Raw genomic sequence first — 13131 nt, forward strand, 5'->3', positions numbered from 1 at the left:
CTCCCGGAGCCCTGCCGACCGGTTCAGTCGGGCAGGGCGAAGGAGATCACCTGATCACTGACCTTGGGTAGCAGAATGGAGTTGCCGCCCACCGCGAAGGTGACGTACTGCTTGCCCTCGTAGGTGTAGACCGCCGGCATCGAGACGGCGGGAGCATCCACCAGGTGCTTCCACAGCACCTCACCGCTCTTCAGGTCGAGCGCACGCACGCGTGAGTCCATCGAGGCGCCGATAAAGATCAATCCCGAACGGGTGATCACCGGCGCACCGATGGTGACCGATCCCCATGATTCGGGCATGTAGAAGCCATGCTTCTGCACCTGACCGAACGGCTCGTTCCACAACCGCTCGCCGGTAGTGAGGTCGTAGGCAGCGAGAGTGCCGTAGGGCGGTTTCCAGCACGGCATGCCCGCCCAGTTGAGGAACGTCTCGAGCTGGAAGCCGTAGGCCGTGTCGCCCTGGGCGTAGTAACCGCCCGTCTCGCCCGACTGCTCCAACTGCTGGTATTCGTCGCGTGGGATGAGTCGATAGATCTGCACCACGCTGTTGGAATTGATCACGAATACGCCCGTCTCCGGGTCGACGGCGCCGCCGCCCCACTGCGAGCCGCCCGTGGTGGGCGGATAGGTGAGCGTGCCCTCGACGCTGGGCGGCGTGAAACGACCCTCGTAGCGCAGCCCCTCGGCCTTGCGGCTGCACTCGCCCAGGCCCACGATGTCGGCGAGCTTCGAGATCCCCGGCCACTCATCCGGGGTAACCGGCTCGGGAACGTCGACGAAGGGTTGGGTCGGGGAGGCTTGCTCACCTTCGGCATCCGAGGCCGGCACCTCGCGCTCCTCGATCGGGTACACGGGCTCGCCGGTCTCCCGGTTCAGCACGAAGAGGAAGCCCTGCTTGGACGGCTGCACCAGGGCGGGAACCGTCTCGCCATCCTTCTGGATGTCGACCAGCGTGGGCGGGGCGACGGTATCGTAGTCCCAGATATCGTGATGTACGAGCTGGCGGCTCCACACCACCTCGCCGGTCTCGGTGTCGAGCGCGGTGACCGAGGTGGCCAGGGGCAGCTCCTCGGTGCGCTCGCCGCCGTAGTAGTTGGGGCTCGGCGAGCTGATCGGGATGTAGAGCAGTCCGGTTTCGGGATCGAGCGACATCGACGCCCAGACGTTGGCCGTACCGGTTCGCTCGACGACTTCCTCGGGCAAGGCATGAAAGGTCCACCTGCGTTCACCGGTACGTGCGTCGAGGGCGAAGACCGTTCCCGGCGGCGCGACGGCGTTGGTCCAGTCCTTGCCGGCCCAGCCGAGGAACAGCGTGTCGTTGTATACCGTGGGCGGCTGAAACAGCGACAGCGGCCACTTGTCGTTGACGGTGTTCCACTGGTTGACGTCGACCATGCCATCGTCGCCGAAGTCGGCACAGGGGGCTCCCGTGTCGGCATCGACGCCGTAGAGCTTGGCGTCCATGGTGCCGATATATACGATCTTCTGGCAGGCCTCGCCCGGCTGCGGCTCGTCGGCCTCCCAGTAGGCCACGCCGCGGCCCTTCATGTTGGGCTGGGTCAGCGCTTCCAGAGGCGCTTCGGGGTCGAAGGTCCACTTCTCCTCGCCGCTGCCCGGGTCCAGGGCGATGATGCGATAGAAGGGCGTGCCCAGATAAAGGGTATCGTTGACGAACAGCGGGGTTGCCGACCATACCGACATGGGCACCTCGTCGCTGCCATCCGCGACATCGCCGGTATGGTATTCCCAGGCCGGCTCCAGCTCGCCGACATTCCCCGGCGTGATCTGTTCGGCCGGCGAATATTTCTGGGCGCGAAGGTCGCCATTGAAGGTTGCCCAGCTGTCGGGCGACTCCATCCAGGCGTCCGGGCCCTGGCGCGGCGGCTCGGACTGGCCGTCGTCGCGCGGGGGCTGTCCGGCGGGGCCCGTCTCGACACGGCCGCCGGGGCCGGTCGGGGTGACCGCGGAGTCTTCGCCGCCGTCCTGGCCTGTTGGCGCTTCGTCGCCGCTGGCGCCCCGTTCGGACTCGTCGTCCTGGGTCTCGGTGATTTCCTGGGGCTGACCGCCCCCCTCGCCGCTAGAGGTATCCTCCTGTGCCTGTGCGTAGCCGATGCAGCCCGCAAGCAGCAGCGAGGCGAAGGTGGGGATGATGTCCTGGCGTGTCATGAATCGGCCTCCTGGCGTTGCGTCATGACCGGGGTGCGCTTGCCCGATGCGGGGTCGGCCACCACATGGATGAGCCATGCCGCGAGACCGACCCCCACGGCGCCGAGCAGCCACTCGGCCTGCAGCAGATAGGCCGCCAGGCCCGTGCCCAGCAGGTCGAGCAGCAGCAGGAAAGTGAGCAGCCCGCCCAGCCAGCGTGGCATGCTGCGCGCAAGCGCCAGCAGCAACGACCCGAGCAGCATCAATGCGGTGGAGATCAGTACCAGGTAGGTGCCCGGCGTGTAGGCAATGCCATTGCCTTCATTGAAGGTGGCGACTGCCGCGAGAATCAGCGCAATGGTCGATATCGCGAGCAGCAACCAGGCGCCGTAGGCGGTGCCTTGCGGTTTGCTTGTCATGGTAGTCCCATCCCTTGAACGCCTTCGAAGCATGGTGGCCCGGCTGGCGGCATGCAGATAGCGCTTCGCCAGGGCCCAGGGACAGTATAGGCACGTCGCGAGATTCTTCCTGGCGGTCATCCGCGGCGCAACGACAACGCCTCCCACCGTGGGGTGGGAGGCGTGTCATGAGGTACATGAGCGCTCGAGGCGCTTAGGGCTCAATCGCGCTCGTCGTAGTCGCCCTTGAACTCGGGGTTGGGCTTCGCACGCGGATCGTCCTCGCCTTCGCGGCTGCTCTCGCCGGAGCGGGGCTGGCCGCCGGGGCGGCCATCGATATCGAAATTCTGCCGCATCAGGCGCACGTTGGCCGGCGGTGCCTCGGCCTCCTTGCCCACGCCGAAGTAAAGCGTGGTGTGGGGGAAGGGAATCTCGATGCCCTTGGCGTCGAAGTGCAGCTTGACCAGGCGGTTGTAGGCGCGCCCCACGCCCCACTGGGTGCCCGGGGTGGTCTTGATGCGCACGCGAATGTTCACCGAGCTGTCGGCCAGCGCGATGACGCCGGCCACCTCCAGCGGGGCGAGAATGTTCATCTTGTGTTCGTCGTCGGCGGCCAGCTCGTCGAAGGCCTCGCGCAGGGCGACGATCGCCTCGTCGATGCTTTCGCGATAGGCAATGCCGTACTCGCCGACGTGATAGCCGAACTCGCGCATGTAATTGGACACGGTATCGACGCTGGAGAAGGGCACGATGTGGTAAGCCCCTTGGAGGTCACGAATGCCCACCGAACGAATGCTGAGCCGCTCGGCGGTGCCGGTGATGCCGCCCACCGTGACCACGTCGCCGGTGTTCATGGCGTTCTCCACCTGGATGAAGACGCCGGTGATGATGTCCTGCACCAGCTTCTGGGCGCCGAAGCCGATAGCCAGGCCGAGCACGCCGGCACCGGCGATCAGTGGGCCGATATTGATGCCTATCTCGGACAGCACGATCATCCCGGTCATGGTGATCAGGGCGATGGCCAGGGCATTGCGGAATAGCGACAGCAGCGTCTTGGCACGAGCGTCGGGCTCGCCCTTGCCGGTCTCGGGGTTGAGCTTGTGCTCGATCAGGCTGGCCAGCGCCAGCCACACGCCGATGGCGACCAGCAGGATCACGGCCACGCTGATCAGCTTGCCGATCAGTCCGCGTCCTGCCTCGGAGGCGTACCAGGCGGCCAGGTCGAAGGCGCCCCAGGCGTTGAGCACCAGCAGCACGATCGCGACCAGAATCACGCTGCGGATGACGCGCAGCGCGTTGGGTACGTAGCTGTTGAGCCGCGGCTCGAGCAGCGGCAGCTTGCGGCGAAGGTCGTCGGAGAGGCGAATGCGCCGTCCGATGGTCTGGGTCAGCAGGCTCGACAGCAGCATGCCGACCACCACCACGACCACGGTCTTGAGCGTGGCGAAGAGCACGAAGGGCAGCGCGTCCACGGGACGCGTCAGGGTCAGTACCAGCACCACCAGGAAATAGGCGAGGGCAAACAGGTGCCAGGTGCGAGCAAACAACTGCAGCGAAATGCGGGTCGCAGTGAAGTCGGAGCGGGCCGCCATGGCGTTGAGTTCGCCGCGAATGCGGATGCGGTTCTTCAGCACCACCGCGACGGCGTAGAAGAAGGCAATGAACATGATCAGCGCGCCGATACCCTGGCCTAGCGTGGGCGCCAGATAGACGCTGACCAGTGGCGCCACCACCAGCAGGCCGTAGCCGATCAAGCCGACCAGCCGCGCCAACCAGCGATTCCAGTAGGAGGCCTCACCGGCCGAGATGGGCAGCAGCCTGAGCCCCTCGTAGCGCGACGAGAACAGCATGCGCAGCGCCGCCTTGATCAGTTCGATAATCAGAAAGGCGTTGAGGAACAGCGAGGCGCGGGTCGACAGCTCGCCGCTCTCGCCCACGGCGAAGGTGGCGATGAGATTGCCGCCCACGTAGGCCAGCCCGACCACCAGCGCGTCGAACAGCGCCGCGACGGCAACGCACAGCACCAGGCGTATGGTCGGATTGAGCCCGCTCTCCTGCCGCGACCACTGGCTCAGTCGCGAGAAGAGCGGGCGTGACACTTGGCGAAAGCCCAGAAACAGAATGAAGGTCGCCAGGATCACCAGTCCCAGGTTGATCACGGCCGTGGTGAAATCGCTCCAGTCCAGGGCGGGGGTATCGGCTTGGGTGCTGAACAGTCCCGCCATGATGTCGAACAGGTTGCGTACCTCGCCGCCGATGTCGCTGACGATGCGGCTGGTCATGCCGGCCAGCTGCCTGGGCAGCGATATTGCCTCCTCTGCCTGGCTGGTTTCGGCGGTCAGTTCAGGGTCGCTGGCCTGACGGCGCAAGTGGTCTATCAATTGTTGCCGGGTCTGCTCGTTCTCGAGCAGTTCGGCAAGGGCTTCCGGGGCGGGAGCGGCATCACTGTCGGCAGGCTGGGCCTGGGCCGGTGCGGCGACCAGCAGGGCCAATATCAGCCAGCCGAAAAGCCAGGGGAGAAACCGGTTTGCTTTCACGCGTGACCTCCGTCTCGGGCGTGTCGGGCGGGAAATGGTATGTATTCCGTCCCGCTAATGATAGGGCGTCAGAGCGGCAGGGACGAATGGCGATAACTACTTATGCAGTTATTGTACATTATGTCGATAGTGTGTCATATTTTACCTGCGCCCCTTCCCTGGGCGCGATTCCCTGAACGAAGCCCTATCCTCTTGGCCATCCGCCCTCCGGATGGCTTCTTTTTGTCCCCATGCGTCGACTCGGCTAGCATCGGTTCTTGATCAGGGCGAGGGAGGCGGATGAACGCGAGTATGGGGTTGCTGCTGCTGGTGGCAGCGGGAGGGGCGCTGGGTGGCATGGCGAGACTGGCGCTGTCCGACCTGCTGGCCCGCTGGGCGGGCACGGGGTTTCCCTGGGGCACGCTTGCGGTCAATCTCAGCGGCGCGCTACTGGCCGGTGCGCTGGCCGGCTGGTACGGCATGTCGCACGAGGCCGGGGTGCCGGGCGGCTGGTCGCTGGTAGTGGTGGGGCTGCTGGGGGGGTATACCACCGTCTCCTCGCTGAGCCTGCAGAGCCTGGCTTTGTGGCAGGGCGGTCGTCGGCGTGCAGCGCTGGCCAACGTGACGGCGACGTTGATCGCCGGGCTGGCGTTGGCGGCGCTGGGCTGGTGGCTGACGAGGGGGCTGACATGATCGGCTGGCAGCGCTACGCGGCGGTCGGCGTCGGCAGCGCCCTGGGCAGCGTGTTGCGCTGGCTGGTATCGCTGGGAGCGTTGACGGCTCTGGGGCCGGTCTTTCCCTGGGGCACGCTCGCTGTAAACCTGCTCGGCTCGTGGTTGATCGCGGCCTTTGCCGCTCATGCCGTCCATCGCGGCCGGGGGCGGATAGCGCGCTGGCAGCCGTTCCTGGTGGCCGGCTTCTGTGGCGGTTTCACCACCTTCTCGCTGTTCAGCCTGGAAACGCTACATCTGCTCGAACGCGGTCGCCCCGGGCTAGCGCTGCTCTATGTCGTGCTCAGCATGCCGTTATGGTTGGCCGCCGCCTGGCTGGGAGATCGCTTCGTGCGGACCCGTCACGGCTGACGGGCCGCTTTCGCTGCTTTCCTGGCCTGCCTATTACGTCTTTTTTTAGCGCCTGGCCTTCGCTGCCTTCTTTTCCACTTTGTCGGCCCTGGCGGGCTCCTGCGTCTCGGGGACGGGGCGGAAGTGCTCGCGCACCAGCGCCAGCAGGCCCTGGGTCGAGGCATCGAACTCCTGACTGCGCTCGTCGATGCGCTCGCTGATCTCGCCGGCGATGCGCTTGCCCAGCTGCACGCCCCACTGGTCGAAGGAGTTGATGTTCCAGATCACCCCCTGCACGAATACCTTGTGCTCGTAGAGCGCGATCAGCGCGCCGAGATTGCGCGGTGTCAGCTCGTCGAGCAGCAGCACGCTGGAGGGACGGTTGCCGGGGCAGCTGTAGGGGTCGAGCTGGCTGCCCTCCTGGCTGCCCATCATGAAGGCGTTGGCCTGGGCCAGCATGTTGGTGAGCAGGGCGAAGTGGTGCTCCTCGACCCCGGGCTCGGGCTTGAGCGAGGCGATGAAGTCGATCGGCACGTAGCGGGTGCCCTGGTGCAGCAGCTGGAAGAAGGCGTGCTGGCCGTTGGAGCCGGTCTGGCCCCAGACGATGGGTCCGGTCTTGTAGTTCACCGGATGACCGAAGATATCCACCGACTTGCCGTTGGACTCCATGTCGAGCTGCTGCAGGAAGGCGGGTAGCTGATGCAGCGCCTGGTCATAGGGCACGATGGCCTGGGTCTCGGCGCCGTGGAAGTTGATGTACCAGATGCCGATCAGTGCCATCAGTACCGGCATGTTGCGTGCACTGGGCGCTTCGATGAAGTGCTGGTCCATGGCGTAGGCGCCCTCGAGCATCTCCATGAAGCCGTCGAAGCCGATGGAGAGCGCAATGGGCAGGCCGATGGAGGACCACATCGAGTAGCGCCCGCCGACCCAGGCCCAGAACTCGAACACGTTCTCCTCGCGTATGCCGAACTCCATGGCCGCCTTGCGATTGGTCGAGGCGGCGACGAAGTGAGCGCCCACGTCGGCGCCCTCGCCGGCATTGTCGAGGAACCAGCGCCGCGCGGTCTTGGCGTTGAGCAGCGTCTCCTGGGTGGAGAAGGTCTTGGTCGAGACGATGAATAGCGTGGTGGCCGGGTCGAGGCGAGCGAGCACCTTCTGGATATGGGCGCCGTCGACGTTGGAGACGAAGTGGAAATTCAGCTCGGCGTGGCGGTACTTGAGCAGGGCGCGGCTGGCCATGTTGGGGCCGAGGTCCGAGCCGCCGATGCCGATGTTGACCACATCCTTGATGCGCTCGCCGCTGTAACCGCGCCACTCGCCGCTGCGCACCGCCTCCGAGAACTGTTTGATCTGCTCGCGGGTGCGTTGGATCTCGGGCATCACGTCCTTGCCGTCGACCATCAGCGGCCCCTCGCCGAGGTTGCGCAGGGCGGTGTGAAGTACCGGGCGGTCCTCGGTGACGTTGATGATGTCACCCGAGAACATCTGCGCGCGGCGCTGCACCAGCGCCGAGTGGTCGGCCAGCTCGAGCAGTTTGGCCAATACCGCTTCGGAAACGTGATGCTTGGAGTAGTCGAGGAACAGCCCGCCAACGCGCAGGCTCATCTTGTCGAAGCGCTGCGGGTCGGCGGCGAAGTAGTCGCTGATGCGGTCTTGGGCGGTGGCTTGCTGCAGCCGCTGGAGGGCCTGCCAGGTGACGCTGCGGGTAAGTTGGAACATGGTGTCCTCGCACGGTTCGCGGGCTCGGCCCGCCTGTCACGCGTTGTTCTGGTTACGTTGTGGGGCCTGCGCTTCACTCCGGGTTGCGTGAGGCGACCCAGGCGTCGGCATCGGGAATGGCCATTTCATAGGGCTTGTCCAGCCAGGGCGAGCTGACCAGGAAGTCGGCGCTGGCGGCGTTGCATGCCACCGGCACGTTCCACAGCGCCGCCAGGCGCAGCAGTGCCTTGACGTCGGGGTCGTGGGGTTGCGGTGCGAACGGATCCCAGAAGAAGATCAGCAGGTCGAGGCGCTGTTCGGTAAGGCGTGCACCGATCTGCTGGTCGCCCCCCAGCGGGCCGCTCATCAACCCCTCCACTTCGAGCCCGAGGCTGGCCGAGAGGCGCCCGGCGGTGGTGCCGGTGCCCACCAGTTCGTGCGCGACCAGGGTGTCGCGCCAGCGTTCGGCCCACTCCAGCAGTTCCGCTTTCTTGCCGTCGTGGGCGATCAGCGCGATGCGCTTGCGTGCCGGCAGGGTGCGGCGCACGCTGCGCCGGGGGCGGCTTTCGGTCATGGCTGGCCTACCTCGAGTATCTTCAGGGTATTGGTACCGCCGTGGGCGTTCATGTGGTCGCCCCGGGTCAGGATGACATGATCGCCGGGTTCGGCAATCCCCTGTTCCACCAGCAGCGCCAGGGCCCGGTCGTTGAGCTCGCTGGCCGCCATCGCCGTGGTGTCGAACGGCAGCGAGACTACCCCGCGATAGAGCGCCATGCGGCGCTGGGCGATGGGGCTGTGGGCCAGCCCGACGATCGGCAGCCCCGAGCGGATGCGCGAGGCGATCAGCGGGGTATAGCCGGTCGAGGTCATGCAGGCGATGGCGGCCACCCCGGTGAGGTGGTTGGCGGCGTACATGGCGGAGAGCGCGATGGTCTCGTCGATGCGCGAGAAGCCCTCGTGGATGCGGTGGCCCGACTCCTGGGCGACGCGTTCGCGCTCGGCGCCGAGGCATACCCGGCGCATGGCCTCCAGGGTCTCCACCGGGTAGTCGCCGGCGGCGGTCTCGGCCGAGAGCATCACCGCGTCGGTGCCGTCGAGCACGGCGTTGGCGACGTCGAACACCTCGGCACGGGTGGGCAGCGGCGAGGTAATCATCGACTCCATCATCTGCGTCGCGGTGATCACCGCGCGGTTGAGCGTGCGGGCGCGCTTGATGATGCGCTTCTGCATACCGATCAGCTTCTCGTCGCCGATCTCCACGCCGAGGTCGCCGCGCGCCACCATCACCGCCTCGGAGGCCTCGATGATGCCGTTGAGCGTGGCGTCGTCGGCCACCGCCTCGGCGCGCTCGAGCTTGGCCACCAGGCCGATCTCGCGGCCCGCCTCGCCCAGCAGGCGCCGCGCCTCGTGCATGTCCTCGGCCGAGCGCGGGAAGGAGACGGCGAGATAATCCACGCCGATCTCGATGGCGGTCTCGAGGTCGGCCTTGTCCTTGTCGGTAAGCGCCGGGGCCGAAAGCCCGCCGCCCTGCTTGTTGATGCCCTTGTTGTTGGAGAGCTTGCCGCCGGTGACCACGGTGGTGTGGACCTGCTGGCCCTCGACCCGCTCCACCGTCAGTACCAGGCGGCCGTCGTCGAGCAGCAGGCGGTCGCCGGGGGCGACGTCGTCGGCCAGCTGGGTGTACTCGCAGCCGACGCGGCTGGCGTCGCCGGCCTCGGTGTCCAGCGCCATGTCGAGGACGAAGGGCTGGCCCTCTTCGAGCACCACCGCGCCGTCGCGGAAGCGGGCGATGCGGATCTTGGGCCCCTGCAGGTCGCCCAGGGCGGCGACGCTGCGTCCCAGGCGGTCGGCGATCTGGCGCACGGCGATCAGCCGTCGGCGGTGGTCGGCGGCGCTGCCGTGGGAGAAGTTGAGGCGCACCACGTCGACACCGGCGCGGATCATCGCCTCGAGCACGCCCTCGCGATCGCTGGCTGGGCCCAGGGTGGCGACGATCTTGGTGCGGCGGATGGGGGTGTGCGGCGGTGGCTTCAGCATGTCGAGGCCTCTGAGAGAAGAGATGTTGTAGTGCTACAACCATATCGGTTTTGCGGTAAATTTACTACATCTCTCTATGGCAGGAAGTATCTGCTCCACCTCTCGCCTGGCTTGGCAATTTTGCTATGCTGCATTGCAGGGAAGGCGAAAAGGGCATAACAGCTGTATCGATTCATCAAGATGTTTATGTTGTAAAGTTACTAAAAAATGCTTGAGTCTGTCGCTTTACTGCGCCACATTGTGGGTATTGCCATGAGCCGTGGGCCTGCGCGTATTCCGTTCAGTGAGCACGACCTCCGCCAATCGGCTCGACTCCCTACCGACAAAACCCATACGGAGGAACGAACCATGACGCTCAAGATCGCCATCAACGGTTTCGGTCGCATCGGCCGCAACGTGCTGCGGGCCCTGTACGAGAACGGCTACCGCAACCGGGTCAAGGTGGTAGCCATCAACGACCTGGGCGACCCCGCGCTCAATGCCCACCTGCTGCGCCATGACACCGTGCATGGTCATTTCCCCTTCAAGGTGGAGCACGACGAGGAGAGCCTGAGCGTGGACGGCGACCGCATTGCCATCCTCTCCCAGCGCGATCCGGCCGCGCTGCCGTGGGAGTCGCTGGGCGTCGATCTGGTCATGGAGTGCACCGGGCTGTTCACCAAGCGCAATGCCGCCGCCAAGCACCTCGAAGCCGGGGCCAAGCGCGTATTGATCTCTGCACCGAGCCCGGATGCCGATGCCACCGTGGTCTACGGGGTCAACGAGCACGTGCTGAAGCCCGAGCACAAGGTAGTCTCCAACGCCTCCTGCACCACCAACTGCCTGGCGCCGGTGGCCAAGGCGCTCAGCGACACGGTGGGCATCGAAAACGGCCTGATGACCACGGTGCATGCCTATACCAATGACCAGAACCTGTCCGACGTCTACCACAGCGACCCCTACCGGGCACGCAGCGCCACGCACTCGATGATCCCGACCAAGACCGGCGCCGCAGCTGCGGTGGGCCTGGTGTTGCCGGAACTGGCCGGCAAGTTCGACGGCCTGGCGGTTCGCGTGCCGGTGATCAACGTCTCGCTGGTGGATCTGGTTTTTACCGCCAGCCGTGACACCACCCGGGAAGAGATCAACCAGATCGTCGCCAAGGCCGCCGAGGCCTCGCCGGTACTTGCCGTCAACGCCCAGCCGCTGGTGTCGATCGATTTCAACCACGACGCCAACTCCTCGACCTTCGATGCCAACCACACCCGCGTGAACGGCCGTCTGGTGAAGGTGATGGCCTGGTACGATAACGAATGGGGCTTCTCCAACCGCATGCTCGACACCGCGCTTGCCATGCAGGCCGCGGGGGATGCCAAGCGCGAAGCGGCATGAGGCGGTGATGCCAAGCCGATTGAGCGCCGGGGGTAACATCCCGGCGCTTTGTCCTTTCGGGGCGGCATCAGGCCGTACGAGGAGCTGCGATTCGACGAAGCGGGCGGGCCTGTCGCCGCTGGGCGTCACTTTGCTCCATGCCATCTGCCTTGACTATGGTGAAAAAGCTATCCATGGAATAGGAGGTGCGACATGACACGCGATGGAGCAGGAAGACGGAATGCAGTGACTGCTTGCCTGGCGGTACTGATGCTGGCCCTGGCGGGTTGCGGTACCAGCACCGGTGAGCGTGCCGCCAGCGGGGCCGGTGTCGGGGCTGCCGTAGGGGGCGCTGCGGGAGCTGTCACCGGAGCCGGCGTGGTAGAAGGTGCGGCGGTCGGCGCCGGGGTAGGCGCTGCAACCGGGGCGGTTACCGACGAGGACGATATCGACCTCGATGACTGATGCCATCTTGGCGCCCACATCCGGACCGACCGCGCCCGCTCATGAGCGGGCGCGGTTCTGTGCGCCTGGTGTTCCTTTCGCCTAGCGGGCTTCGGGGATGTGCCAGGTCTCGGGGCAGTCGTCGCTGTGGAACAGGCGCTGGGCGGTGGTGGCGTTGCGCCGCTCGGCCAACGCTTCGCGACCCTCGCTGAGGGCATCCATCATTCCCGGCCGGGGATGGCGTACGGTCAGTAGCGTCAGCCTGTCCTCGCGTCTGAGTTCGTAATCGTTCTCCAGCGAGTCGATCAATGTCTCGAGTCGCTCGGGCTTGTCGTCAAGGCAGAGGGCGAAGCGCATGGCGCTGCTGTCGATCAGATTGGCGTGCAGGCCGGCTTCCACCAGGCGGCCCAGGATGTCGTGCTGGCGCGGTTCGTCCATGAAGGCAAAATCGCGCGGCAGTACCTCCAGCCAGACCTGCTTCTCGCGCAGGATGCAGCAGGGCACTTCGGCATCGAAACGGCGCTCGGCGTCGATCACGCTGGGTGCGGCCTCGGGCGTCTCGAAGGAGCGCACCATGAGCGGAATCGATTTCTCCTGCAGCGGGCCCAGGGTCTTGGGGTGAATCACCTTGGCCCCGTGCCAGGCCAGCTCGGTGGCCTCGGCGTAGGAGAGTCGCTCGAGCTGTACGGCGTTGTCGAAGCGCCTGGGATCGGCGTTGAACAGGCCGGTGACATCCTTCCAGATCACCACCTCGTGGGCGTCGAGGCAGTGGGCGAAGATCGCCGCGCTGAAGTCCGAGCCTTCGCGCCCCAAGGTGGTGGCCTCGCTCTGCTCGGTGCCGCCGATGAAGCCCTGGGTCAGGATCACCCGCTCACTGCCCGCCAGTCGCCCGCGAATGGCGTCGGCGGTGGCGGTCCAGTCGAGGTTTGCGGACTGGTGGCAGGCGTCGGTGCGCACCAGCTCGCGGGCATCGTGCCAGTCGGTGGCGATGCCGCAGTGGTTCAGCCAGGCCGCGACGATGGTGGTGGAGATCAGCTCGCCGTAGCACACGGTCTGGTCGTAGTGCTTGGCATAGGGAGCGTCGCGGTGCTTGCGGTGCTGGGTGTCGAGCTCCTCGAACAGGACATCCACCCGTTCTCGCGGCGAATCCGATGCATCACCAAAGAGGGACTCGATCGCCTCGCGGTGCTCGGCCTGCAGGGCGTCGAAGCAGTCACGATAAGCATCTTTCCTGCCGTCATCACGGGCGGAGGCGAGCAGCGTTTCCAGCTTGTTGGTGGTCTTGCCCATGGCCGAGACCACCACGACCAACGGGCGGTCTGCATGCGCTTCTATCAGCGGGGTCAGGTGGCGTATGGCATCGGCATCCTTGATCGAGGCACCGCCGAACTTGAACACGGTGGGCATTCCGGCTCTCCCTGTCTCTGGTATCGTCGTGCCCTACACCATGGTGCATATTCTCCGAGAGAGAAAGGGCAGG

At 65.8% G+C, this 13131-nt stretch carries 11 protein-coding genes; 4 read left to right on the forward strand and 7 right to left on the reverse strand.

The genetic code is table 11. The annotated features are described in order from the left end of the window. Nucleotides 1–23: 23 nt before the first annotated feature. The 3 genes from KPL81_RS18280 to ybiO form a co-directional block, all read right to left on the reverse strand. Nucleotides 24–2165: an outer membrane protein assembly factor BamB family protein gene (locus KPL81_RS18280; RefSeq protein ID WP_219793366.1), complete on the reverse strand. Its 2142-nt coding sequence runs from the start codon at nucleotides 2163–2165 to the stop codon at nucleotides 24–26. Then, nucleotides 2162–2563 carry a hypothetical protein gene (locus KPL81_RS18285; RefSeq protein WP_219793367.1) on the reverse strand — a complete coding sequence of 134 codons (402 nt, stop codon included), beginning with the start codon at nucleotides 2561–2563 and terminating at the stop codon, nucleotides 2162–2164. The genes KPL81_RS18280 and KPL81_RS18285 overlap by 4 nt, the downstream gene beginning before the upstream one ends. A gap of 200 nt (nucleotides 2564–2763) precedes the next feature. Next, complete coding sequence (gene ybiO, locus KPL81_RS18290; RefSeq protein WP_219793368.1) at nucleotides 2764–5079, reverse strand: mechanosensitive channel protein; 2316 nt, start codon at nucleotides 5077–5079, stop codon at nucleotides 2764–2766. A 279-nt stretch (nucleotides 5080–5358) separates the two neighbouring features. Between ybiO and KPL81_RS18295 the strand changes: the two genes are divergently transcribed. Together KPL81_RS18295 and crcB are read left to right on the forward strand one after the other, a co-directional pair. After that, on the forward strand, nucleotides 5359–5751 hold the full coding sequence (locus KPL81_RS18295; protein ID WP_219793369.1) for a CrcB family protein: 393 nt from the start codon (nucleotides 5359–5361) through the stop codon (nucleotides 5749–5751). Then, nucleotides 5748–6140 carry a fluoride efflux transporter CrcB gene (gene crcB / locus KPL81_RS18300; protein WP_219793370.1) on the forward strand — a complete coding sequence of 131 codons (393 nt, stop codon included), beginning with the start codon at nucleotides 5748–5750 and terminating at the stop codon, nucleotides 6138–6140. The genes KPL81_RS18295 and crcB overlap by 4 nt, the downstream gene beginning before the upstream one ends. Before the next feature lie 45 nt (nucleotides 6141–6185). Here crcB and pgi read toward each other — a convergent pair whose 3' ends face one another. From pgi to pyk, 3 genes are all read right to left on the reverse strand, one after another. Next, nucleotides 6186–7841: a glucose-6-phosphate isomerase gene (pgi, locus tag KPL81_RS18305; protein WP_209474652.1), complete on the reverse strand. Its 1656-nt coding sequence runs from the start codon at nucleotides 7839–7841 to the stop codon at nucleotides 6186–6188. Between the two features lie 73 nt (nucleotides 7842–7914). Further along, complete coding sequence (locus KPL81_RS18310; protein ID WP_209474650.1) at nucleotides 7915–8394, reverse strand: methylglyoxal synthase; 480 nt, start codon at nucleotides 8392–8394, stop codon at nucleotides 7915–7917. Further along, nucleotides 8391–9857, reverse strand: a complete 1467-nt coding sequence (pyk, locus tag KPL81_RS18315) for a pyruvate kinase (RefSeq protein ID WP_209474648.1) — start codon at nucleotides 9855–9857, stop codon at nucleotides 8391–8393. Before pyk ends, KPL81_RS18310 begins: the two co-directional genes overlap by 4 nt. A 348-nt stretch (nucleotides 9858–10205) precedes the next feature. Here pyk and gap point away from each other — a divergent pair, with 348 nt between their 5' ends. Both gap and KPL81_RS18325 read left to right on the forward strand, forming a co-directional pair. Continuing rightward, nucleotides 10206–11228, forward strand: coding sequence for a type I glyceraldehyde-3-phosphate dehydrogenase (gene gap, locus KPL81_RS18320; protein WP_209474646.1), 1023 nt, complete (start codon nucleotides 10206–10208; stop codon nucleotides 11226–11228). Nucleotides 11229–11420: 192 nt separating this feature from the next. Continuing rightward, nucleotides 11421–11672 (forward strand): hypothetical protein, encoded by a 252-nt coding sequence (locus tag KPL81_RS18325; protein ID WP_209474644.1) that lies wholly within the window; start codon nucleotides 11421–11423, stop codon nucleotides 11670–11672. Nucleotides 11673–11753: 81 nt separating this feature from the next. Here the strand turns inward: KPL81_RS18325 and KPL81_RS18330 are convergent, their stop codons facing one another. Then, complete coding sequence (locus KPL81_RS18330; protein WP_219793371.1) at nucleotides 11754–13058, reverse strand: aspartate kinase; 1305 nt, start codon at nucleotides 13056–13058, stop codon at nucleotides 11754–11756. Between the last annotated feature and the right edge of the window lie 73 nt (nucleotides 13059–13131).

Source organism: Billgrantia antri, assembly GCF_019430905.1.
GTDB lineage: Bacteria > Pseudomonadota > Gammaproteobacteria > Pseudomonadales > Halomonadaceae > Halomonas > Halomonas antri.

Coding starts and splice junctions, on each gene's coding strand:
- KPL81_RS18325 (WP_209474644.1), top strand. CDS start 11,421: ATGACACGCGATGGAGCAGGAAGACGGAATGCAGTGACTGCTTGCCTG.
- pyk (WP_209474648.1), bottom strand. CDS start 9,857: ATGCTGAAGCCACCGCCGCACACCCCCATCCGCCGCACCAAGATCGTC.
- KPL81_RS18310 (WP_209474650.1), bottom strand. CDS start 8,394: ATGACCGAAAGCCGCCCCCGGCGCAGCGTGCGCCGCACCCTGCCGGCA.
- KPL81_RS18285 (WP_219793367.1), bottom strand. CDS start 2,563: ATGACAAGCAAACCGCAAGGCACCGCCTACGGCGCCTGGTTGCTGCTC.
- KPL81_RS18330 (WP_219793371.1), bottom strand. CDS start 13,058: ATGCCCACCGTGTTCAAGTTCGGCGGTGCCTCGATCAAGGATGCCGAT.
- gap (WP_209474646.1), top strand. CDS start 10,206: ATGACGCTCAAGATCGCCATCAACGGTTTCGGTCGCATCGGCCGCAAC.
- KPL81_RS18280 (WP_219793366.1), bottom strand. CDS start 2,165: ATGACACGCCAGGACATCATCCCCACCTTCGCCTCGCTGCTGCTTGCG.
- crcB (WP_219793370.1), top strand. CDS start 5,748: ATGATCGGCTGGCAGCGCTACGCGGCGGTCGGCGTCGGCAGCGCCCTG.
- pgi (WP_209474652.1), bottom strand. CDS start 7,841: ATGTTCCAACTTACCCGCAGCGTCACCTGGCAGGCCCTCCAGCGGCTG.
- KPL81_RS18295 (WP_219793369.1), top strand. CDS start 5,359: ATGAACGCGAGTATGGGGTTGCTGCTGCTGGTGGCAGCGGGAGGGGCG.